The following is a 22,850-nucleotide window of genomic DNA, read 5'->3' as shown; positions in this document are numbered from 1 at the left end:
GCGAATGGCGACCTGTCCAAGAAGATTACGGTCGACGTGCGCGGTGAAATCCTGGAGCTGAAGAACACCATCAACACGATGGTGGACCAGCTCAACTCGTTCGCCTCGGAGGTGACGCGCGTCGCCCGCGAGGTGGGTACGGAAGGCAAGCTGGGCGGTCAGGCCGTCGTGAAGGGCGTTGCCGGGACGTGGAAGGACCTCACCGACAACGTGAACTCGATGGCGTCCAACCTGACGTCGCAGGTGCGCAACATCGCGGAAGTCACCACGGCCGTTGCCCGAGGTGACCTGTCCAAGAAAATCACCGTGGACGTGCAGGGCGAAATCCTGGAGCTGAAGAACACCATCAACACCATGGTGGACCAGCTCTCGTCGTTCGCTTCCGAGGTGACGCGCGTCGCGCGCGAGGTGGGCACGGAAGGAAAGCTGGGCGGTCAGGCCGAGGTGAAGGGCGTCGCCGGCACGTGGAAGGACCTCACCGACAACGTGAACAGCATGGCCTCCAATCTCACCACCCAGGTGCGTGGCATCGCCAAGGTGGTGACGGCGGTGGCCAATGGTGACTTGAAGCGCAAGCTGGTGGTGGACGCGAAGGGTGAAATCGCCGAGCTGGCGGACACCATCAACGGGATGATTGACACGCTCGCGGTGTTCGCCGACCAGGTGACCACGGTGGCCCGCGAGGTGGGCATCGAAGGAAAGCTGGGCGGCCAGGCCCGCGTGCCCGGCACGGCCGGCATCTGGCGCGACCTCACGGACAACGTGAATCAGCTCGCCGCCAACCTCACCACGCAGGTGCGCGCCATCGCCGAGGTGGCTACCGCCGTGACGAAGGGTGACCTCACGCGGTTCATCACCGTGTCCGCGCAGGGCGAAGTGGCCGCCCTGAAGGACAACATCAACGAGATGATCCGCAACCTGAAGGACACCACGCGGAAGAACACGGAGCAGGACTGGCTGAAGACGAACCTGGCCAAGTTCACCCGCGTCCTCCAGGGGCAGCGCGACCTCCTCACGGTGTCCAAGGTCATCCTGTCGGAGCTGGCGCCGCTGGTGGACGCGCAGCACGGCGTCTTCTACATCTCCGAGCGCGCCGAGGGCGGGGAGCACGTCCTCAAGCTGCTGGCGTCGTACGCGTACCGGGAGCGCAAGGGGCTGGCCAACAGCTTCAAGTACGGCGAGGGGCTGGTAGGGCAGTGCGCCCTGGAGAAGGAGCCCATCCTCCTGTCGGACGTGCCGGACTCGTACATCCGCATCTCCTCCGGGCTGGGCGAAGAGGTGCCGCGCAACATCGTCGTGCTGCCGGTGCTCTTCGAGGGTGAAATCAAGGCCGTCATCGAGCTGGCCTCCTTCCACCGCTTCAGTGAGGTGCACCTGGGCTTCCTGGAGCAGCTCACGGAGTCCATCGGAATCGTCCTCAACACGATTGCCGCCAACATGCGCACGGAGGCGCTGCTGAAGCAGTCGCAGGCGCTCACCGACGAGCTCCGCAAGCAGCAGGAGGAGCTGACGGAGACGAACAAGCGGCTGGAGCAGCAGGCCACGTCGCTCCAGCAGTCCGAGGAGCTGCTCAAGCGGCAGCAGGAGGAGCTGCGCCGCACCAACGAGGAGCTGCAGGAGAAGGCGAAGCTGCTCTCCGAGCAGAAGACGGAGGTGGAGCGCAAGAATGGCGAGGTGGAGCAGGCCAAGCGCGCGCTCGAAGAGAAGGCCGAGCAGCTCAGCCTCACCTCCAAGTACAAGTCCGAGTTCCTCGCCAACATGAGCCACGAGCTGCGCACGCCGCTCAACTCGCTGCTCATCCTCAGCCAGACGCTCAGCGACAACGTGGAGGGCAACCTCACGTCGCGGCAGGTGGAGTTCGCCAAGACGATTCACGCCTCCGGCGCGGACCTGCTGGAGCTCATCAACGACATCCTCGACCTGTCCAAGATTGAGTCCGGCACCATGGCGGTGGACGTGGGGCCGCTGCGCTTCAGTGACTTGCGCGAGTTCGTGGACCGCACCTTCCGGCAGGTGGCGGACAAGAAGGGGCTGGAGTTCAACATCGGCCTGGCGGACGCGCTGCCCGGCGAGCTGGAGACGGACGCCAAGCGCCTGCAGCAGGTGCTCAAGAACCTCCTGTCCAACGCCTTCAAGTTCACCGAGTCCGGCTCGGTGGCGCTGCGCATCGGCATGGCGAAGGGCGGCTGGACGGCGGACCACCCGGTGCTCACCACGGCCCCGTCGGTGGTGGCCTTCACCGTGGTGGACACGGGCATCGGCATCCCCAAGGACAAGCATCAAATCATCTTCGAGGCGTTCCAGCAGGCGGACGGCTCCACCGCGCGCAAGTACGGCGGCACCGGCCTGGGGCTGTCCATCAGCCGCGAAATCGCGCGCCTGCTGGGCGGTGAAATCCGGCTGGAGAGCGAGGTGGGCAAGGGCAGCATCTTCACCCTCTACCTACCGCTGGACTTCGTGGTGGAGCGCCAGCCGCAGGAGTCGAAGAGCCGCGAGCCGCTGCCGGTCGCCGCGGCGCTGCACGCCGCGGTGGTGGAGGCGCCCTCGACCTTCCCCCAGACGCGGGTGGACATCGACGACGACCGGGGCACCATCCAGCCGGGAGACCGGGTGCTGCTGGCGGTGACGCACACGCCGGACCACGCGGCGCGGCTGCGGGCCGCGGCGCAGGGCACGGGCTTCAAGGTGCTCGTCTCCACGGAGGTGGAGGGGGCGCTGGACGCCGTCCGCAACGCGAGGCCGGTGGCGGTGGCCGTGGACCTGGACCTGCCGGAGATGGCGGGCTGGGTGGTGTTGGACCGGCTGAAGCATGACGCGGCCACCCGGGCGCTGCCGGTGTACACCGTGTCGGACGAGGACCACCGCGAGCGCGCGCTCAACCTGGGCGCCATCGGCCACCTGCAGGCGGCGGCGGACCCGGAAGTGGCCGCGGCGGCGCTGGAGGCGCTGAAGAGCTTCGTGGAACGGAAGGGTCGCACCCTGCTCATCGTCGAGGACGACAACGTCCACCGGCAGACGCTGGTGGAGTTGCTGGGCAGCGAGGACGTCCGCACGGTGGCGGCCGGCACCGCGGCGGACGCGCTGGCCGCCCTGGCCGAGCGCCGTTTCGACTGCATGGTGCTCGATTTGGGCCTGCCGGACATGGCCGGCACGGAGCTCATCCGCCGCATCCGCGAGCAGCACGGCGCGGGCGGGCCGCCCATCATCGTCTACACGGGCCGAGAGCTGACGCGCTCCCAGGAGACGGAGCTGCGGCGGGTGGCGGAGGCCATTGTCGTCAAGGACGCGCAGAGTCCCGAGCGGCTCCTGGAGGAGACGAGCCTCTTCCTCCACCGCGCGCCCTCGGCGCTCACCGAGCCCAAGCGCCGCATGCTGGAGAAGGCGCGCGAGAGAGACCCCCTGCTGGTCGGCCGCAAGGTGCTGGTGGTGGACGACGACGTGCGCAACATCTTCGCCCTCAACACCGTGCTGGAGCGCTACGGCATGCGGGTGGCCTTCGCGGAGAGCGCGCGCGAGGGGCTCGGCCTGCTGGAGAAGGACACGGACATCGAGCTGGTGCTGATGGACGTGATGATGCCGGAGATGGACGGCTACCAGGCCATGCGCGCCATCCGCCGCATGGAGCGCGTCAGCCACCTGCCGATTCTGGCCCTCACCGCCAAGGCGATGAAGGGAGACCGGGAGAAGTGCCTGGAGGCCGGCGCGTCCGACTACATCACCAAGCCGGTGGACATCGAAAAGCTGCTCAGCCTGCTGCGCGTCTGGCTGCACGCGCCGCGCGGCGCGCAGCCCCGCGGCCCGCGCACCGAGGTCTCCAGTTGAGCCCGGGCTCCCCAGGCGCGGAGCTGGAGTCCATTGAGGTGGACCTGCTCCTCGAAGGCGTGGCCCGGCAGTGGGGCTTCGACCTGCGCAGCCAGGCGCGACCGCTGCTGCTCCGGCGGCTGCGGCGGCACCTGCGCGAGGAGCGGCTGGAGAGCTTCTCCGAGCTCCAGGCCCGCGTGCTGCATGACGGCGAGGCGCTGGAGGGACTTTTGCGCACGCTGTCCTGCACGCCCCCGTCGCTCTTCTCGGACGCGGCCTTCTTCCGGGACTTCCGCACCAAGGTGGTGCCGGTGCTGCGCACCTGGCCGTCCGTGCGCGTGTGGCACGCGGGCTGCGGCACGGGCGAGGACACCTACTCCCTGGCCATCCTCCTCCAGGAGGAGGGACTGTGGGGCAAGTGCCGGCTGTACGCGTCCGACTCCAGCGAGGGGCTGCTGGCGGACGCGCGCACCGGCGTGCTGCCGCTGCCCGGCGAGGACGACGCGCGCCGGTACGCGGAAGGCGGAGGCAAGGCCGCCCTCGGCGACTACTACACGCGTGACGGCAACTGGGCGCTGCTCCAGCCGAAGCTGCGCGACGGCATCTTCTTCACCCAGCACCACCTGGCGACGGACGGCTCGTTCAACGAGTTCCACGTCATCGTCTGCCGGGACACGCTGCTGACCTTCAACCGCACGCTGCACAACCGCGTGCATGGGCGCCTCTTCGAGAGCCTCGCCCGCTTCGGCTTCCTGTGCCTGGGGCGCAAGGAGTCGCTGGCGCGCACGCCGCACGTCGCGGCGTACGAGGAGCTGGAAGGCACGGGTCGCATCTTCCGGAGGGTGGCATGAGCTCCATGGGCCTGCTGGTGGTGGGAGCGCCGCGCGCCGCGGCGGCGGACGTGGAGGCGCTGCTGGCGCTGCTGCCCCGGGAGCTGCCGGCGCCGGTGGTGCTGGTGCTGCACCGCGGGCCGCATGACGCGCTGGCCGCGCCGCTGGGGCGCCGCTGCGCGCTGCCGGTGGTGGAGCCGGACGACAAGGACGACCTCGTGCCCGGCCGCGTGTACCTGGCGCCCGCGGGCTACCACCTGCTGGTGGACAAAGGCTGCGTGTCCCTGTCCGTGGAGCCGCCCGAGCACGGGCACCGGCCCTGCCTGGATGCCGTCTTCGAGTCCGCCGCGGACAGCTATGGCCCCCGGGCCGCCGGGCTGCTCTTCACCGGGCACGAGGACGGCGCGGCGGGGCTGGCCATGCTCCAGTCGCGCGGCGGCCGCGTGGCCGTGCTGGGCGAGGACGGGGAGGGCGGCGAGGGGCAGGAGGGCGAAGTCGAGCGGCTGTCGCTGGGAACCGTGGGGGCATGGCTGGCCCGCCTGGCCTATGTGCCGCGCGCCAAGGTGCTGCCTTGAGCGCCGCGGGGCGTCTGCCACTCGCGGCGGTGGAGCCGGCCTTCATCCTGCTGGTGGATGACCAGCCCGAGGGGCTGCTGGCGCTGGAGGCCACCCTGGCGCCACTGGGGCAGCGGCTCGTGCTGGCGAAGAGCGGTCGCGAGGCGCTGCGCCACCTGCTCACCCGCGACTTCGCCGCCATCCTCCTGGACGTCGTCATGCCGGAGATGGACGGCTTCGAGACGGCGCAGCTCATCCGCGAGCGGGAGCGCAGCCGGGACACCCCCATCCTCTTCCTCACCGCCCTGTCGCGCGGGCAGCTGCCAGAGCTGCGTGGCTACGCGGTGGGCGCGGTGGACTACCTCCTCAAGCCCTACGAGCCGGAAATCCTCCGCTCGAAGGTGGGCGTCTTCGTGGAGCTGTTCCGCAAGACGGAGCTGGTGCGGCGGCAGGCCGAGGCGCTGCGCGAAGCACAGCAGCGAGAGCACGAGCGCGAGCTGGCGGAGGCCCACCGGCGCGCGGAGGTGGAGCGCGCCCGGGGGCGCGAGGAGCTGCTGCGGCGGGAGCTGGAGACCCACCGCAACCAGTACCGCTGGATGGAGGCGGTGCTGGCCGCGCTGCCCACGCCACTGGCGCTGGTGGAGCCGGGCAGCGGCCACACGCTGCTGGCCAACCGGGCCGCGCAGGGACTGGCCGGCGGGTGTCTGGCGTACCGCGAGGCGCGCCGCCTCCACGCCGAGGCCGTCTTCCGGGGGGCGGACGGGCAGCCGCTGCCCGAGGCCGCCATGCCGTTGATGCGGGCGGCGCGGGGAGAAACCCTCCAGGGCCTGTCGGTGGAGTGGGAGCTGGGAGGGCAGCCGGGCGCCGCGCTGGCCTTCAGCGCGTTGCTTCCGCAGATGCACGGCCGCCCGGAGACGGTGCTGCTGGCGCTGCTGGACGTGTCGGCCCAGCGGACGAGGGGCCCCTCCCTGGAGCCGGCCCGGCTCGTGGAGGGCTTGAGGAAACTGCCGGCCCCTGACTCCAGTCCGGAGGACACCAGCCGGGCGTCCAGCACCACTCCCACCGCTGAACACCCCCGGGCGGGAAATGATTGACGCCCAAAATAACATGGGCATGGTGGACGGGTGAGCGATGCCGGACTACCCCCGCGGGTCCAGCGCTTCATCACGACGCATATCGACTCCCTCGAGAAGCTGGAGGTGCTCCTCCTGCTTCGAGCCCGTGCGGAGCGGGAGTGGACGGCGTCGGAAGTGAGCCTGGAGCTGCGAATCACAGAATCGTCGGCGGCCGCGCGGCTGTCGGACCTCGCCAGCCGTGGCCTGCTGGTGGGCAATGGGGCGACGCCGCCGTCCTACCGTTTCAGTCCCGCCAACTCGGAGGACGTGCAGTCGGTGGCGGAAGTGGCGGCGGTGTATGGCGCGAAGCGGGTGAGCGTCATCTCCTTCATCTTCTCCCGGCCCCTGGACAGGGTCCGGGGCTTCGCCGAGGCCTTCGTGCTGAAGAAGGACAAGGACGGTGGCCATGGCTGAGGCTGTCTATCTCCTCTGTGCCCTGACCAGCGCGGCCTGCGCGGTGCTGCTCCTGCGCGCCTGGAAGCGCACCCAGTCCCGGCTGCTGCTGTGGAGCGGGCTGTGCTTCGGGTTCCTCACGCTCAACAACGTGCTGCTCTTCGTGGACCTGGTGCTGCTGCCCACCTCGATTGACCTGTACGTGCCGCGCCTGATTACCGGCCTGGCTGGCGCTGTCACCCTGCTCTACGGACTCATCAGCGATGCTTCCTGAAGGTGGAGCCATGATCAGACCCCTGCTCAATGGCGCGACGGCCATGGCGTGGCTGGCGTGCGCGCTGTTCTTCCTGCGCTTCTGGAGGCAGTCGCACGACAGGCTCTTCGCCTTCTTCGCGCTGGCCTTCTCCCTGCTCGCCGGCAACGCGGTGGCGGGGGCCCTGCTGTACGCGGACGACGAGCGGCGTCACTACATCTACGTGGTCCGCCTGTTCGCCTTCCTCCTCATCCTCTACGCCATCTGGGACAAGAACCGGGCCGGACGCGGCAACGCCGGGTAGGCCCGGGAGGCCATCCCCGGCAAGGGCGCCGTGGGGTGGGAGCCGCCGGCCGCCGCCAGGAGCGCGGGTTGAGCCCTGCTCCAAGGAGGAGTCGCGGGTCCGCCACCTGACATTCGCCTCGGACTCGAGGGCGGGTGCCGGTAGCGCATCCCAAGAGGCGTCATTATCTGGGGCCGCCATGTCGCGCCGCCCTCCGTCCCCGTCGCGGCCCGCGTCCGTGGCCGAGTCGCCCGCGCCCGCTCCGGGTGCGTCTCATGCGCTCGTCACCCGCTGGGATGGGGACGACGCGGAGGAGCGCATCGCCTTCCTCGCCAGCGCGGGGGAGGTGCTGTCCGCGTCGCTGGAGTGGCGCACGGTGCTCCAGCGGCTGGCGGAGCTGACGGTGCCGGTGCTGGCGGACTGGTGCGCGGTGGACGTGCTCGGCGACGACGGCCGGGTGGAGCGGGTGGCCGCGGCGCACCGCGAGCCGGAGAAGGTGGCGCTGGTGCACGAGCTGTCGCGCCTGCGGCCGCCGGACCTGACGTCGCCCGGCGGCATCTCCGAGGTGCTGCGCGAGGGCAAGCCGGTGTTCATGCCCGAGGTGACGGACGCGATGCTGCCGGGGCTGGTGCGCATCCCCGAGCAGCTCGAGGTGGCGCGGCGGCTGGGGGTGAGCGCCGGCCTCGTCGTGCCGCTGGTGGCGCGCGGCCGGACGCTGGGGGCCGTGTCCCTGGTCCGAAGCGGGGAGGGCGGGCGCGTCAGCGAGGCGGACCTGGAGCTGGCGATGGAGCTGGCCCGCCGCGCCAGCCTGTCCATGGACAACGCGCTCCTCTACGCGGAGGCGCAGGAGCGCGGCGAGCGGCTGCGCCATGCGCTGGAGGCGGGGAAGGAGGCCGAGGAGCGGCTGTTCTTCCTGCTGGACGCGAGCCGCGCGCTGGCGGAGCACCTGGACGACGTGGAGTGGACGCTGGAGCACGTGGCGCGCGCGGCGGCACGCGGCGTGGCCACCTGCTGCCTGGTGGAGCTGGTGGGGCCGGACGGCGCCTTGCGGTGCGTGGCGGTGTCCCACCGGGACTCGGGGCGCGACGCCTTCGTGCTGTCCGCGCTGTCGCCCTCCATGAACATGGGCACGCTGCACCCGACGCGCGAGTGCTTCCAGACGGGGGAGACGCGCTTCCTGCCGGAGGTGGGCACGGAGCTGCGCGAGCGCATGTGGCAGGGGCCGGAGCATGGCGCGCTGCTGGAGGCCCTCAATCCGCACTCGCTGCTCGCGGTGCCGGTGCGGATGCGCGGGCGCACGCTGGGCGTGATTACGCTGGGCACGGCGCCCCCGCAGCGGCGGCTGGGCACGCCCGACGTCACCATGGCGGAGGAGCTGGCCCGGCGCGTGGCGGTGGCGCTGGAGAACGCGTCGCTGTACCGGGACGCGCAGGCGGCGGTGCGCCTGCGCGACGAGTTCCTCTCCGTGGCGAGCCATGAGCTGAAGACGCCGCTCACCAGCCTGAAGCTCCAGCACGGCCTCATCGAGCGCGCGCTGGGCGCGGAGTCTCGCGCGAAGGTGGCGCCCCGGCTCTCCACGGCGATGCGGCAGGTGCACCGGCTCACCGCGCTGGTGGACAGCCTGCTGGACGTCAGCCGCATCTCCCTGGGCCGGCTGGCGCTGGAGCCCGCGGACGTGGACCTGGGACAGGCGGTGCGCGACGCGGTGGACCGCATGGAGGAGGTGTTCGCCCAGGCCGGGTGCTCGGTGCGCGTGGACGTGCCCGGCCCGCTGGCGGGACGGTGGGACGCGCTGCGGCTGGACCAGGTGCTCGTGAATCTCCTGACCAACGCGGCCAAGTACGGCGCGGGCCACCCCGTCGTGGTGGAGGCCTCTGTCGAGGGCGTGGAGACGGTGCGGCTGTCGGTGCGCGACGAGGGCATCGGCATCGCCGCGGAGGACCTGCCGCGCCTGTTCGGTCGCTTCGAGCGCGCCGTGTCGGAGCGGCACTACGGCGGGCTGGGGCTGGGGCTCTACATCAGCCGGCAGATTGTCGACGCCATGGGCGGGCGCATCGAGGTGGAGAGCCGCCCGGGGGCGGGCTCCGTCTTCACGGTGCGCCTGCCGCGCGGGCTCGACGCGGGAGGCTAGCGGACTCGTCGCGGAAGAGCTCGAGCGCCCGCTCCAGCACTTCATCCCGGCCCGCGCGCAGCCCGCGCACGGTGGGGCGTACCGCCACGTCCGGACGCAGGCCGAGGCCCTGCACGGCGCGCCCGTCCGGCAGCTCGAGGCGCTGGCCGGTGAAGAGGACGCAGATGGCGCCGGGCAGGCACACGTTGGTGGTGTCGCCCACGGCGCCCGCGGTGGGGCTGCCCACCAGCCGCGCACCCGAGGCGGCCTGAATCATCATCGCCGTGTACTCGCCCTGGCTCATCGTGCGCTCGTCCACCAGGACGACGACGCGGCCCGGGTAGGGCGGCTTGTCCGTCGTGGGCAGCGGCTCCGGGCGGCGCACCTCGCGGACCTCGCCCGCGGACAGGAGCGGCCGGGCGATGAGCGCGGAGGTGGTGGCCCGGCGCGTGTTGAGGCGCGGGGCCAGGGCCCAGGCGCTGCCCTGGGGATAGCCGCGCAAGTCGAGCACGAGGCCGCGCGTGTCCTTCAGTGCCTCCAGCATGGAGTCCACGCGCTCCGCGCGCAGCAGGCGCAGGTCCACGTAGCCGAGGCCGTCCTCCAGCTTCCTCCAGGGCGAGTCGTGCACCCGCGGCGGACGGAGGAACGGGAGGAAGTCGCGCGAGCGGGGCAGCCTCGCCTCCTTCATCCGGCCGTCCGCGCCCTGGAGCAGTAATTCCACGGGCCTTCCCTCCGCGCCCGCGAGCAGCAGGCTGGCCACGCGCTCCGTCCGGGCGGCGGCGTGGGACGCGCCCAGCAGTGCGCCGAGGCGCTCCGCGCGAGTGGCCACGGCCTCTCCGTCCACGGACATCACCTCGTCGCCCACGGAGATTCCGGCGGCGCGAGCGGCCTCGGGCACGGGCAGCTCCGTCACGAGGAAGCGGCCCTCCACGGCGTGGAGCACCACGGGGGCGCCGGCCTCGGCGAGCGAGCGCAGGGGCACTCCTCCCTCCGCGACGAAGATGTGGCCGTCATCCACCTTCGCCGCCAGCGCGTAGAGGACCCGTGTGTACGCGGTCGCATCCGTCGCCGCGCGGGCCCGGGCGAGGAAGGTGGGCAGCACCGCGTCCCACGCGCCCAGCGCCTTCGGGTCCGGGTGGAAGAAGCGCATCACGTTCCAGAAGCGGATGACGGCGAGCTGGCGGTAGGGCTCGGCGGGGAACGGCATGGACTCGTAGGCGTCGTCCGGCCCGCCGGTGGGCAGGGCCGCGTCGCGGGTGGCCGCACGTGTGGAGGCTCTCGGCGCGCCGGAGCGCAGGAGGCGCAGGGCGGCCTGGAAGGCGGGGCCGGTGTCCTGTGCGTCCGCGTCCGCGGGGACGGTGACGTCCGCGCGCAGGCCGGGAGCGCCGGGAGGGAAGGTGAGCTCCGAGGCACGCACCACCGCGCGGTGGCCACCGGGCAGGGGCACCTGCCGCACCTGGACGGCGGAGGACTCGTCGAGCGCGCCCTGGGACACGAGGAAGGTGCGGGGCGAGCCGCGCAGGGCGAGCAGCAGCGGTGACAGGGGCGTGCGGACGTTGACGAGGAAGGCGATGGAGCGCTTCGGCGTCCCCGGCGCGGGAGTGAAGGTCCGGGCCAGCCGTGTTTCCACGGAGGCGCTGTAGCCACCGGAGGTCGGGCCGAGCTGCACCGGGAAGCCGGAGTACACGCGGAAGCGCTCCGAGGGGGCGGTGACCTTCTCAGAGGGAAGTGAGCGCTCCAGGAAGCCGAGTGCGAGTTCCATCCAGGTGGCTTCGTCGGGGCCGCTGGCGCGGAGGTCCACGAGGACGCGGCGGGCCTTCGCCAGCTCGGGCGCGAGCGCCGTCATGGCGGGGAACAGCTCGTTGAAGTTGGCGTAGCGGCGGTCCAGGTCCAGGACGAGGACGTCACCGGACCAGCGCGAGATGGGTCCTGGCGCCTGGCTGGACTGCTGGGGTGCTGCGGGAGGTGTCTCGCGCTCCACGCGGGTGAGCGGGTCGTCGAGGCGGCGCAGCATGGCGCCGACGGTCTCGGCGAGGGCCTCGGGAGTCTTCGCGGCGGTGGCCCTCGGCAGGGCCTCCACGAGAGCGGCGTCCCAGTCCACGTCGCGGAAGGCGAGGGCAGGGTGGACGTACTTCACGGTGCCCCAGACGCGGCCCAGGGCGGCGGCGTTCGACATGGCGACGTCAGCCTGGTCGTCGGCGATGGGAGCTCCGTCGGCGGTGGCTATCGGTCCCGCGCCGAGCGGCTTGGCGGCATCGGGTTGGCCAGCAGCGATGGGCGTTCCGTTAGCTGTCGGCCCCGCACCGAGTGTCACTACGACCACGGCGGACCACCACATCACCCTTGATGCACGCCGGACATTCACCTGATTCACGTCAGCCTCCTGGCGGCAGGCCCAGACACCGTGGACCCGGTGAAGGTTCCAAGAAGGTGCGTACGGAGGGCTGCCCCCACCGGAGGCGCGGACGGTCCTCCACTCGTGGACACCCCAGCAGGGCTTCCTGCCCGGTGGGGGTTGTCAGCCCACCCCGGTAGGTTGCGCGGCCTGCTGTTCGGAAATGTCGGGGGTTCTGGGAGGGGTGGAGGATGGTGAGCAGGACGAGACTCCGGCCGGGGCGCAAGCATCGGCCTGCGGTGCTGACGTTGGTGGATGAGCTGAGGCTGCTGCGCTGGCGTGACCTGGAGGCGCGCGGCATGCCCCGCTCGGAGCTGCGGTTGATGCTGGGGCTGGGCTTCCTGAGGGAGGTGGCTCCGAGCGTCTGGTGCCGTGCCTCGGCCCAGTTCCACGCGACGTCGGTTGCCGCCAAGCGTGTTCCCGGAGGGGTGCTGTGCCTGAAGACCGCACTCTGGCTCCACGGGCTGGGCGACGAGCCCGACAAGGTCTGGATGGCCATCGACGAGAAGGCACGCAAGCCGCGCTGGGAACAGCCGCCGCTCCAGGTGGTGCGCTTCTCCGGCCGCGCGCGGTCCGAGGGCATCGAGCACCGCGCCGTCTACGGCTTCCCGGTACCCGTCTACAGCGTGGCCAAGACCGTGGCCGACCTCTTCAAGTACCGCAACAAGCTGGGCTACCCCATCGCCGTGCGCGCCCTGAACAACGCACTGCTGGCCGGCCTGTGCTCACAAGAGGAACTGCTGCGGTTCGTGGACATCTGCCGAGTCCGGAAGGCCGTCGCTCCCTACCTGGAGGTCCTCCGGATGCGCAGGGGCAACGACCTCGCTCGGGCCGAGCAGGCCCGCGTGGCCCGGGAGGCGCAACGCGCGGCCGACCTGGCCGCTCCCCTCTATGCACCCATCCCTGGAACAGAAGGCATGGAGTTCGGATGACCGCGCCTCGGGACCGGGCCGGGACGAGCCAAGGAGGCGTGCTGTTCGGAAATGTCGGGGGTTCTTGCGGCGCAAATGTCCCGACATTTCCGAACAGCACGCTCCAACTGCGCGGCCGGGGCCGGGTCGGGAGCAAGCGTGCTCCGAGCGGGGCGCATTCATGTGCTGCCGTCCGGAACCGCGCTGATTCCTTCGCCCCGCCCGCCAGACCCGGGGTGCGGGTCTGGCGGGCCACGCGGCCCCCTGTCAGTCGCGCTGCTCGTGCTGGGGCCCTCGCGGGGGTGGGCCCTGCTCCTGGAGCGCGTGGTACTCCGCATCCTCGAAGACTCGGGAGCGGATGAGGAAGCGCACGCCTTCGGGCGCCTCCACCGAGAAGCCGCTGCCGCGCCCCGGCACCACGTCCACCGTCAGGTGCGTGTGCCGCCAGTACTCGTACTGCGGCCCGGAGATGTAGAAGGGCGTGTCCACGATGGTGCCCAGGTACACGTCCTCCTGCCCCACGCGGAACTCGCCGCGTGGGAAGCACATGGGCGCGCTGCCGTCACAGCAGCCCCCGGACTGGTGGAACATCAGCGGCCCGTGCACCCCCTGCATCTTCCGCAGGAGCGCCTCCGCCGCCGGTGTCACCGCGACTCGCTCCACCCGCATCAGAACAGGCCGGTGGGCTTCGGGTCGTAGCTCACCAGCATGTTCTTCGTGTGCTGGTAGTGCGACAGCATCATGCTGTGGTTCTCCCGGCCGATGCCCGACTGCTTGTACCCGCCGAACGCCGCGTGCGCCGGATAAAGGTGGTAGCAGTTCACCCAGACCCGGCCCGCCTGCACCGCGCGGCCCATGCGGTACGCCGTGTTCTGGTCTCTCGTCCACACGCCCGCGCCCAGCCCGTAGAGCGTGTCGTTCGCCGTCGCCAGCGCGTCCTCCATGTCCTTGAACTTCGCCACCGACACCACCGGGCCGAAAATCTCCTCCTGGAAGATGCGCATCCGGTTGTGGCCTTCGAACACCGTGGGCTCCACGTAGTAGCCCTCGGCCAGCGCGCCCGGCAGTGCCTTGCGGCCGCCGCCCGTGAGCACCTTCGCGCCCTCCTTCTTGCCGATGTCGATGTACGAGAGAATCTTCTCCAGCTGGTCGTTGGACGCCTGCGCGCCCACCTGGGTCGCCGTGTCCAGCGGGTTGCCCTGCACCAGTTGGCGCGTGCGCTCCAGCGCGTGGTGCATGAACTCCTCGTAGATGCGCTCGGCCACCAGCGCGCGGGACGGACAGGTGCACACCTCGCCCTGGTTGAGGGCGAACATGGTGAAGCCCTCCACCGCCTTGCGCGCGAAGTCGTCGTCCCTGTCGAACACGTCCGCGAAGAAGATGTTGGGCGACTTGCCCCCCAGCTCCAGCGTCACCGGAATCAGGTTCTCCGACGCGTACTGCATGATGAGCCGGCCCGTCGTCGTCTCACCCGTGAAGGCCACCTTCGACACGCGCTTGCTGCTCGCCAGCGGCTTGCCCGCCTCGATGCCGTAGCCGTTCACCACGTTCACCACGCCTGGCGGTAGCAGGTCCCCTACCAGCTCCATCAGCAGCAGGATGGAGGAGGGCGTCTGCTCCGCCGGCTTGAGCACCACACAGTTGCCCGCCGCCAGCGCCGGGGCCAGCTTCCACGTGGCCATCAGCAGCGGGAAGTTCCACGGGATGATCTGCCCCACCACGCCCAGCGGCTCGTGGAAGTGGTAGGCGACGGTGTGGTCATCGAGCTGGCTGAGCGCACCTTCCTGCGCGCGGATGGCTCCGGCGAAGTAGCGGAAGTGGTCCACGGCGAGCGGCAGGTCCGCGGCGAGCGTCTCGCGCACCGGCTTGCCGTTCTCCCAGCACTCGGCCACCGCGAGCAGCTCCAGGTTCTGTTGGATGCGGTCCGCCAGCTTGTTGAGGATGTCCGCGCGCTCGGCCACCGAGGTGCGGCCCCACGCGTCCTTTGCCTTGTGCGCGGCGTCCAGCGCCTTCTCCACGTCCTCGTGGGTGGAGCGCGCCACCTCGCAGAACGGCTTGCCATTCACGGGGCTGATGTTCTCGAAGTACTGGCCCCGCGCGGGAGGGACGAACTCACCACCGATGTAGTTGCCGTACCGGTTCTTGAACCGCACCAGGCTGCCCTGCTGCCCCGGGGCTTCATAGACCTTCGACATGCACAACCTCCCGCGTCGGTGGTGTGGGTGAAGGCTCCGAGGATAGGTGGGGGCGGCAGTCGAACGTCCCTCGCCCCGCGGGGCGAGCCAGCGTCGGGAAGTCGTCAGCGGACAGGTGCGTAGGACGGCGGGCCGTTCCGCCAGGTGCGTGTGACGGCGTGCCGTTCAGGGAGCGTGCCCGGCGTGCAGGGCGCGGATGCGCTCCCACCGCGCGCGGACACAGTGAGCAATCGCCGCCAAATCTTCGAGTTCCTGGCGCGCGTCCATCCGGCAGCGCTCCGTGCCAGCGCCGCCTAATCTCAGCCGGGCGCTCAGCAGGTCGATGGAGTCCTGGGCCTCCAGGAGCAGGTATTCGTTGATGTCGAGGTCCGCGAGCACGAGTTCCTCCTCGAGGCGCTGGATGGAGAGACGGTCCACCTCCACGTCGGGATGGCCGTGCAGCGCCAGGAGCAGCTGCGACAGGCTGGATGAGCCCGGGCGTGCGACGAAGCTGGTGGCGATGCGACGCTGCGCGACGGGATTCAGTGGGTGCGGATTTGGAACCTGGATGGGAGCACTCCAGTCCCTGTCCCAGAGGGGCTCGCCCGCGAAGATGGCGTTCAGCCCTTCACTCCGGGTGGCGGGGGTCAGGGTCGCGAGCACGCTCCAGTCCAGGCGTGCTCCTTCATTCACGGGAGGATGCGCCTGGAGCCTGAGTGCCTCCTTCACCAGGTCCCGCAAGACCGCCACGTCTTCGCCCGCCATCAGCACTTCGGACCAGACATCCGTCGTCTCCCAGACGTCCCCCAGGGGGCTCAAGAAGAGGAGCATCCGGTGGTCCCTTCCGGCACGCGCCAGGGAGTCGCGAAGTTCGTCCCAGTATTCCATGGAGACGACAGTGAAGGTCTTCGCGGGGGCGCCCTTCCAGACCTCGAGCACCTCGACCTCCACGCGGTCCCGTGACGCTGTGTCCCGGATGGCCTCGCGCAGGAGGCGCGCGTCCTCTGTTTCCAAGGGGGGCGCGAAGTCCTCCGGAATGGAGGCCACGCGCCAGGTCCGGACCACGCGGCCCAGGACGATGCGCTCCGCCCTCTGGGTGAGCCCCCAGACCGTGTCGGGTATCTGCGGACAGGGATGTCCCTCTCCAGGCATCAGCACCGCCAGCACAGCGACCAGTGCCATCCCGAGCTGCTTCCATGCGGCCATGCGTGCTCCCTCCGTCAGTGTCCATGGGCACGGTAGGGAACGCGTGCGCGGCAATCGTCATGGAAGCCACATGGCTCCGGCATGAGGTCGGGGAACGCCATCTGTGACCTTGAGCGCACCGTCGGACTGGCGACCCCCGCCGCCACTCCTCAAGAGGGGCCAGGCACGGCGCGGGAGCCCCGGGCGTGGGGACGAGCGTGCTGTTCGGAAATGTCGGGACATCTGCGCCGCCGACGGTCTCAACCGGTCATCGCAACGGCCCGAGCGAATACCTCGGCGGGGGTGTGCCAGTCGAGTGTCTGGCGCGGGCGGCTGTTGAGTTGGGCAGCGACAGCATCGAGTTGCTGCGCGCAGAGGCCGCTCAAGTCCATGCCCTTGGGAAAGTACTGGCGCAGCAGGCCGTTGGTGTTCTCGTTGCTGCCGCGTCCCGGCTTCAAGCGCCCGGCGTGCCGTGATAGCCCACGAGGCATGCTCCCGTACGAAGCGCTGGAGGCCGAGGCCCGCGCACGGCTGCCCGAGGCGGTGTTCGACTACTTCGCCGGTGGCGCTGGCGAGGAGTCCACGCTCGCGGACAACACCGTCGCCTGGGCCCGCGTGCGCCTCCGCCCACGCGTGCTGCGCGACGTGTCCTCGGTGAGCACCACCACCGAGCTGCTCGGCACGCCACTCGCCTCGCCCGTGCTCGTCGCGCCCACCGCGTTCCACTCGCTTGCGCACCCGGAGGCGGAGCTGGCCACCGCGAAGGGTACGCGCGAGGCTGGCTCGCTGCTGGTGCTCTCCTCGCGCGCCTCGCGCCGCGTGGAGGACGTGGCCGCCCAGGCTGGCCCGTGGTGGCTCCAGGTCTACGTCTTCAAGGACAGGAAGCTCACCCGCGCCCTCGTTGAGCGAGCCGTCGCCGCCGGGGCGCGCGCACTGGTGCTCACCGGTGACACGCCGGTGGTGGGACGCAAGCGGCGCGACCGGGGCGACGCCGCCCTGGCCCTGCCCGAGGAGGACTTCCTCGCCAACCTGGAGGGCCTCACCCGGCGCGAGCTGGCCGAGCAGGCTCCGGACGTCACCTTCGCGGACATTGCCTGGTTGCGCGAGCTGTCCGGCCTGCCCGTGCTCGTGAAGGGCGTGCTGCGCGCCGACGACGCGCGCGAGTGTCTGCGCCACGGCGCCGCCGGCCTCATCGTTTCCAACCATGGCGGGCGGCAGCTCGACGGCGCCGTGTCCACCGCCGACGCCTTGCCCGAAGTCGTGGAGGCCGCGGAGGGCCGCGTTCCGGTGCTCGTCGATGGCGGTGTGCGCACGGGACGCGACGTGCTGCGCGCGCTATCGCTGGGGGCCCGCGCGGTGCTCGTGGGGCGGCCGGTGCTGTGGGGGCTCGCCACCGGTGGCGCGGAGGGCGTGCGCCGGGTGCTCGATGGATTGCGCGAGGACACCGCGCATGCGCTCGCCCTGGCCGGGGTGCCCGGCATCTTCGCCATTGGTCCGGACCTGGTGGCCCCCGCCCACCCTCGTTGAGCGGTCGGATGCCGGGTGTCTCCGCCAGCTGCGCCGTGGACGCCAGGTCCACCGGCAGTGACATGAAACCGCCAACCCGCGCCCACCCGGGTTGCTCCATCCCACAATTCCGCTCGGGAGCCCGTGGAGGCCTCGGATTGAGGAACGCGGAGTCAGGCAGCTGGGGAACAATGCCGCCTCCATGGTGACTCCAGTCGTGACGACGTCCGGCCCCTCGCGGGAGCCCTCCACGTCGAAGGTGCTCTCGGTCTCCACGCTGCGAAAGGCCTACGGTGAAACTGTCGCCGTGGACGGCGTCTCGTTCGACGTGGGCCGGAGCGAGATTGTCGGGCTGCTCGGGCCGAATGGCGCGGGCAAGACGACGACCATCAACATGCTCCTCGGCGTGCTGGAGCCGACCTCCGGCACCATCCGAATCGAAGGGGTGGACCTCGCGAGGCAGCGCTCCCAGGCGCTCGAGCGCACCAACTTCGCCGCCGTCTACTCGCCGCTGCCGGGCAACCTCACCGTGTACCAGAACCTCCGCGTCTTCGGCCTCATCTACGGCGTGAAGGCCCTGGCCGCGCGAATCACCGAGCTGCTGGAGGAGTTCGACCTCGTGCGCTTCCGCGACACGCGCTGCGGCGTGCTGTCCTCGGGCGAGCAGACGCGCGTGGCCCTGGCCAAGGCCATGCTCAACCGGCCGCAGCTGCTGCTCCTCGACGAGCCCACCGCTTCGCTGGACCCGTCCACCGCGCGGGACATCCGCTCCCGCATCCGCGACTTCGCCGCGAAGGGCACCGGCGGCGTGCTGTGGACGTCCCACAACATGTACGAGGTGGAGGAGGTCTGCCACCGCGTGCTCTTCCTGTCGCGAGGAAAGGTCCTCCTCGAAGGCGACCCGAGGTCCCTGCCCGGCGAGCATGGCAAGTCGTCCCTCGAGGAGCTCTTCATCGCCGTGGCGCGCGAGCCGCTCGCGCTGGAGAAGGCCTGAGCCATGCACCCGTCCCGCGTCTACGCCATCGCCCTGCGCCACTTCTACCTGCTGCGCGGCAGCGTCGCACGCTTCCTGCCGCTCTTCGCGTGGGTGGCCATCGACATGGTGCTGTGGGGCTTCATGAGCCGCTACCTCAACACCGTGTCCGCCCCCGGCGTCGACTTCGTCCACACGCTGCTGGGCGCCGTGCTCCTCTGGGACTTCTTCACCCGCGTCATGCAGGGCGTGACGATGGTGTTCTTCGAGGACGTCTGGTCCCGCAACTTCCTCAATATCTTCGCCACGCCGCTCTCCATCTCCGAGTACGTCGGCGGGCTCGTGCTCTCCAGCATCATCACCAGCGGGGTGGGGCTCGCGGTGATGCTCGTCCTCGCCAGCACCGTGTTCGGCCTGTCCTTCGCCGCCTTCGGAGTGATGTTCGTGCCCTTCCTGCTGGTGCTGTTCCTCTTCGGCATCGCCATCGGCATCTTCGGCTGCGCGGTGGTGCTGCGGCTGGGTCCGGCCTCGGAGTGGTTCGTCTGGCCCATCCCCGCGCTCATCTCCCCGTTCGCCGGCGTCTTCTACCCGCTGTCGACGCTGCCCGAGTGGATGCGCACCGTGTCCTGGCTCCTGCCGCCCTCGTACGTCTTCGAGGGCATGCGCACGCTCGTCGCGGGAGGCTCCTTCTCCGGCACCGCGCTGCTGTGGGGCGGAGGGCTGGCGGTGGCGCAGATACTGCTCGCCAGTGCGTTCTTCTCGCGTGTCCACCGACATGCCGTCCGCACCGGCCTCATCGCCCGCTACAGCGCCGAGAGCCTGAGCTAAGGGTTCATTTTTCCAGCATGTCTGTCCGCGTCAGGAGAGCGCGCGCGTGTGGCCGGAGCGCGGGAGGGAGGGTCTCCTGCCAGTAGTGGCTGTACCGGCGGGGGGCTGGCACCTGGAAGGACCGCTCAAGCGGCTCCAGACGCGACGCTCGAACCGCTGCCCTTCGGGGCATCCGGACGTGTGCTCACGGCTGGAGCGCCAGGCGGAGGGTGGCTCCCGGCGCCGGTGCAACACCCGTACACCTGTCACTGGAGAACGCTCATGCGACGCCTCACCCTCGTTTCCTCGTCCGCCCTGATGGTGGCCCTGTGCACGCTGCTCGCGTGCGGTGGCCAGCCCCAGACGGGGGAGGAGCCCACCCCGAATGACCCCCAGAGCGGCGGGCTGGAGGGCGCGCCCTCCGAGGAGCCCGTGCCCGCGGGGCAGGGAGATGAAAACCCGGGCAACCCGCTGGGCGTCGGCAAGGTCACCATCTGCCACATTCCCCCGGGCAACCCGGCCAACGCCCACACCATCACCGTGGGCCTGCCGGCGCTGAAGGCGCACACGAAGCACGGCGACACGCTGGGCGCCTGCGGCGGTGGCGACGTGGACGCGGGCCCCGGCCCCGACGTGGACGCGGGCCCCGGCCCCGAGGTGGATGCGGGCAGTGGTGACGTGGACGCGGGCCCTGGCCCCGGCGCGGATGCGGGCAGCGGTGACGTCGACGCCGGCTCCCCCGAGTGCGCGCCCGTCGGTGCCACCTGCGGCGGCGGCGTGGCCTGCTGCGACGGGCTGACCTGCGGCCCCGAGGGTTACTGCGAGCCCATCATCGGCTGAGGTCCGCTGCCTCGCCGGGAGCCTCCCAGTCCTGTCGTGACGGGAGGCTCCACTTCGCTTCATCGGCCGAGGCCCGCTGCCTCGCCCGGAGCCTCCCTGTCCTGTCGTGACGGGAGGCTCCACTTCGCTTCATCGGCCGAGGCCCGCTGCCTCGCCCGGAGCCTCCCTGTCCCGTCGTGGCGTAGGCCCCACCGCCCGCGTTCAGTCCGAACGCGGGCGCGTGACTCCCGGACGCCTCCCGAGTGCGTCCGCTCGCGTCCTCCCGTGATGCGGGCGCCGACCCCTCGCGTGTGGACGTCCCGCGCCTCGTGAAGGGCGCGTGAGGCGGAGCTCGCCCGCGCCCTCACCCCAGGCCTCGTGTATCCGCCGCCGCACAGGTGCCGCGGGCCCCGGGCTCCCATCCGCTCCATCCATGTATTTCCGCTACTCCCGCCTTCCCAGGTCGGAAAGCAGCGGAAGCCCCGCGTCCATCAGGGGCCGTGTCGTACTCAGCCCAACATTGTGCCCCCACCGCGTTATCAAGAAGTCAGGAGAGACTTCGCGTGGTGGAGAAGCTGGCGGTAATGTTTTCAACCGGGTGGCTGTAGTTTCTCCAGCCGGACGAAGGGGGCGCATGAAGACCCGCGGGATGAACTCCTGGCGACACTGTCCGAAATACGAACCAGATCAATGCCTTGGTATGGACCCCCAGCGCGGACGGACTTGAATCCCCCCTGGCACGTGTCTCGCAGTGGTTCCCGCCGCCCCGCTGTCCCTGGCAATCACCACCCCCGTCCGTGTTCGCTCAATCCGCCATCGCCAACTGCTCCTGCGTGCCCTCCCACGCCGACCTCAGCGAGTGCCCCACGTGGGTGCGCACGCATCGGGACACTCCCGTGGACGGGGGCACGATGCTGTTCGCCGGGGGGACGCCCGCGGGTGTCGTGGCGGCGCACACTCCGGTGCCCGTGCCCTTCCAGTTGGTAGGAAAGCAGCTCGGCCACTTCCGGCTGCTGAAGGAGCTGGGCCGGGGCGGCATGGGCACGGTGCTGCTGGCCGAGCACGCCCTCATCCAGAAGCGCGTGGCCATCAAGGTGCTCCACGCGCACCTCGCGCAGGACCCGGACCTCGTCGCGCGCTTCCTCTCCGAGGCGCGCACGCTGACGCTCGTCCAGCACGAGAATGTCGTCACGCTCTACGATTTGGACACGCGCGACGGGCGCCCCTACCTCGTCATGGAGTACCTGGAGGGGCAGAGCCTGGCGTCCTTCGCCAAGGGGGCGCTGTCGCCCGCCGTGACGGTGGAGCTGCTCACGCAGGTGTGTGACGCGCTCGGCGCCGCGCACGCGCACGGCATCGTCCACCGCGACTTGAAGCCCGCCAACGTCTTCCTCGTGCCGCTGCCCCAGGGGCGCCAGCGCGTGAAGCTGCTGGACTTCGGCATCGCCAAGCTGCTGTCGCGGCCGGCGGGGCAGCTCACCACCGAAGCGGGCATGCTGCTGGGCACCCCGGAGTTCATGGCCCCCGAGCAGTGCGGCGACGCGCCGGTGGACGCGCGCACCGACATCTACGCGGCGGGCGTGCTGGGCTACTTCCTCCTCACCGGGCAGGTGCCCTTCGCGGGGCGCACGGCGGCGGAGGTGCTCATCGGCCACCTGCAGAAGACGCCGGTGCCGCCGCACCAGGTGAACCCGGCGGTGCCCCCGGCGCTGTCGCGCGTGGTGCTGCGCGCGCTGGCCAAGCGCCCCGCGGACCGCTACGCCAGCGCCGCCGAGCTGCGCGCGGCCCTGGCGGCCTCGCTCACCGCCGCGCCCGAGCCCGCCGCGCCCGTCACCTTCTCCGCCCGCGTGCGCGTGGCCGGAGCGCCGCACTCGCAGGAGCTGCGCTGTGAGTGGATGGGCCGCGCCGGCCTCTTCCTCCACTCCGAGGGCGCTCCGCCGCCGCTGCTGTCCGACGTGGGGCTGCTGTTGCGGCTGCCCGGCGGTGAGCTGGGCTGCACGGGGCAGGTGGTGCGCCACGTCACCGCGGAGCAGGCGCGCGCCTGGCGCATGGTGCCCGGCTTCGGCGTGCAGCTGCGCGACACCTCTCCCGAGTTCCAGGAGGCCCTGGTCCGCATGAAGTCCGGCGCGCGGCTGGAGCCGCCCACGCCGGTGCCCGTCTCCGGACAGGAGGACGCGGTGGCGGACCGCGCCCTCAAGGGCTTCCGCTCCCGGCTGTCGGGAGACCACTACACCGCGCTGGACCTGCCCCGCGACGCCTCCTCCGAGGCGGTGCGGAGCGCCGTGCAGAAGGCGCGCACCGCGCTGGAGCCGCTGAAGACGCGCACCCTCTCCCTGGGCCAGCGCGCCCAGCTGGAGCGGGCGGAGGAGCGGGTGTCGGCGGCCTTCCACGTGCTGGGCCACGTGGAGCGGCGCGCGGAGTACGACGCGGGGCTGGGCAACGTGGAGGGCGTGGAGCGCTGCCTCGCCGCCGGCCTCACCGTCACCGCCCTGGAGGGCTGCCGCCGCCGCTTCCTCCTGGCCAACCCCGGCCGGGATGGCCGCGCCGCCGTGCACCGGCTGTCCGGGGACGCGCTCTCGTCCGTGTCCCGGTTCGAGGAGGCACTCGCCGCCTACGAGGCCGCCGTGCGGTTGGACCCGCTCGACCTGGAGGGGCTCAAGCGCTGGCGCTCGCTCCGGGCGCGGCTGCGCGGCAGCACGCCCGTCCCCCGGTAGCTCAGCGGACGGGCGCGCGCAACGTCG

Annotated in this window: 18 protein-coding genes and 1 pseudogene; 14 read left to right on the top strand and 5 right to left on the bottom strand. The window is 71.0% G+C overall.

Annotation, left to right across the window (positions count from 1 at the left end):
* From G4D85_RS06580 to G4D85_RS06545, 8 genes are all read left to right on the top strand, one after another.
* Window positions 1-3,822: hybrid sensor histidine kinase/response regulator (locus G4D85_RS06580; protein ID WP_240359107.1), on the top strand; the 3,822-nt coding region annotated here is incomplete at its 5' end.
* Window positions 3,819-4,652, top strand: coding sequence for a CheR family methyltransferase (locus G4D85_RS06575; protein ID WP_164008935.1), 834 nt, complete (start codon window positions 3,819-3,821; stop codon window positions 4,650-4,652). The genes G4D85_RS06580 and G4D85_RS06575, both read left to right, overlap by 4 nt.
* A complete protein-coding gene (locus tag G4D85_RS06570) occupies window positions 4,649-5,206 on the top strand; it encodes a chemotaxis protein CheB (protein ID WP_164008933.1) in 558 nt (185 codons plus the stop codon). Before G4D85_RS06575 ends, G4D85_RS06570 begins: the two co-directional genes overlap by 4 nt.
* Window positions 5,203-6,279 (top strand): response regulator, encoded by a 1,077-nt coding sequence (locus G4D85_RS06565; protein WP_240359106.1) that lies wholly within the window; start codon window positions 5,203-5,205, stop codon window positions 6,277-6,279. The genes G4D85_RS06570 and G4D85_RS06565 overlap by 4 nt, the downstream gene beginning before the upstream one ends.
* Window positions 6,280-6,309: 30 nt before the next feature.
* Window positions 6,310-6,714: a hypothetical protein gene (locus G4D85_RS06560; protein ID WP_164008928.1), complete on the top strand. Its 405-nt coding sequence runs from the start codon at window positions 6,310-6,312 to the stop codon at window positions 6,712-6,714.
* Window positions 6,707-6,967: a DUF5985 family protein gene (locus G4D85_RS06555; protein ID WP_164008926.1), complete on the top strand. Its 261-nt coding sequence runs from the start codon at window positions 6,707-6,709 to the stop codon at window positions 6,965-6,967. Before G4D85_RS06560 ends, G4D85_RS06555 begins: the two co-directional genes overlap by 8 nt.
* A gap of 10 nt (window positions 6,968-6,977) precedes the next feature.
* On the top strand, window positions 6,978-7,250 hold the full coding sequence (locus tag G4D85_RS06550; protein WP_164008924.1) for a DUF5985 family protein: 273 nt from the start codon (window positions 6,978-6,980) through the stop codon (window positions 7,248-7,250).
* Window positions 7,251-7,428: 178 nt separating this feature from the next.
* Window positions 7,429-9,360 (top strand): sensor histidine kinase, encoded by a 1,932-nt coding sequence (locus G4D85_RS06545; protein WP_205525436.1) that lies wholly within the window; start codon window positions 7,429-7,431, stop codon window positions 9,358-9,360.
* Here G4D85_RS06545 and G4D85_RS06540 read toward each other — a convergent pair.
* Window positions 9,320-11,515 carry a S41 family peptidase gene (locus G4D85_RS06540; protein ID WP_164008922.1) on the bottom strand — a complete coding sequence of 732 codons (2,196 nt, stop codon included), beginning with the start codon at window positions 11,513-11,515 and terminating at the stop codon, window positions 9,320-9,322. The genes G4D85_RS06545 and G4D85_RS06540 overlap by 41 nt on opposite strands.
* 410 nt (window positions 11,516-11,925) lie before the next feature.
* On the opposite strand from G4D85_RS06540, the gene G4D85_RS06535 reads away from it, so the two are divergent.
* Window positions 11,926-12,666: a type IV toxin-antitoxin system AbiEi family antitoxin domain-containing protein gene (locus G4D85_RS06535; RefSeq protein ID WP_164008920.1), complete on the top strand. Its 741-nt coding sequence runs from the start codon at window positions 11,926-11,928 to the stop codon at window positions 12,664-12,666.
* Window positions 12,667-12,912: 246 nt separating this feature from the next.
* On the opposite strand, the gene G4D85_RS06530 is transcribed toward G4D85_RS06535, so the two are convergent.
* From G4D85_RS06530 to G4D85_RS06515, 4 genes and pseudogenes are all read right to left on the bottom strand, one after another.
* On the bottom strand, window positions 12,913-13,314 hold the full coding sequence (locus tag G4D85_RS06530) for a DUF779 domain-containing protein (protein ID WP_164008918.1): 402 nt from the start codon (window positions 13,312-13,314) through the stop codon (window positions 12,913-12,915).
* The gene (gene exaC / locus G4D85_RS06525) at window positions 13,314-14,840 is read right to left on the bottom strand and encodes an acetaldehyde dehydrogenase ExaC (RefSeq protein ID WP_164008915.1); all 1,527 of its coding nucleotides are present in this window, start codon (window positions 14,838-14,840) and stop codon (window positions 13,314-13,316) included. Before exaC ends, G4D85_RS06530 begins: the two co-directional genes overlap by 1 nt.
* Before the next feature lie 165 nt (window positions 14,841-15,005).
* Complete coding sequence (locus tag G4D85_RS06520) at window positions 15,006-16,001, bottom strand: hypothetical protein (RefSeq protein ID WP_205525435.1); 996 nt, start codon at window positions 15,999-16,001, stop codon at window positions 15,006-15,008.
* 263 nt (window positions 16,002-16,264) lie between these two features.
* A pseudogene (locus tag G4D85_RS06515) lies at window positions 16,265-16,450 on the bottom strand (transposase); the annotation flags it as partial.
* Window positions 16,451-16,493: 43 nt separating this feature from the next.
* On the opposite strand from G4D85_RS06515, the gene G4D85_RS06510 reads away from it, so the two are divergent.
* The 5 genes from G4D85_RS06510 (at window position 16,494) to G4D85_RS06490 (ending at window position 22,823) form a co-directional block, all read left to right on the top strand.
* Window positions 16,494-17,531: an alpha-hydroxy acid oxidase gene (locus G4D85_RS06510; RefSeq protein ID WP_164008911.1), complete on the top strand. Its 1,038-nt coding sequence runs from the start codon at window positions 16,494-16,496 to the stop codon at window positions 17,529-17,531.
* Between the two features lie 181 nt (window positions 17,532-17,712).
* A complete protein-coding gene (locus G4D85_RS06505) occupies window positions 17,713-18,504 on the top strand; it encodes an ABC transporter ATP-binding protein (protein ID WP_164008909.1) in 792 nt (263 codons plus the stop codon).
* Between the two features lie 3 nt (window positions 18,505-18,507).
* Window positions 18,508-19,311 (top strand): ABC transporter permease, encoded by an 804-nt coding sequence (locus tag G4D85_RS06500; RefSeq protein ID WP_164008907.1) that lies wholly within the window; start codon window positions 18,508-18,510, stop codon window positions 19,309-19,311.
* Between the two features lie 261 nt (window positions 19,312-19,572).
* Window positions 19,573-20,130, top strand: coding sequence for a hypothetical protein (locus tag G4D85_RS06495; protein WP_164008905.1), 558 nt, complete (start codon window positions 19,573-19,575; stop codon window positions 20,128-20,130).
* A gap of 776 nt (window positions 20,131-20,906) precedes the next feature.
* Complete coding sequence (locus G4D85_RS06490; RefSeq protein ID WP_240359105.1) at window positions 20,907-22,823, top strand: serine/threonine-protein kinase; 1,917 nt, start codon at window positions 20,907-20,909, stop codon at window positions 22,821-22,823.
* The last annotated feature ends 27 nt before the right edge of the window (window positions 22,824-22,850 follow it).

Origin of the sequence: Pyxidicoccus trucidator, assembly GCF_010894435.1 — a bacterium.
Lineage (GTDB): Bacteria > Myxococcota > Myxococcia > Myxococcales > Myxococcaceae > Myxococcus > Myxococcus trucidator.
Note: the sequence above shows the minus strand (reverse complement) of the source record. Positions and strands in the feature narration are given on the sequence as shown.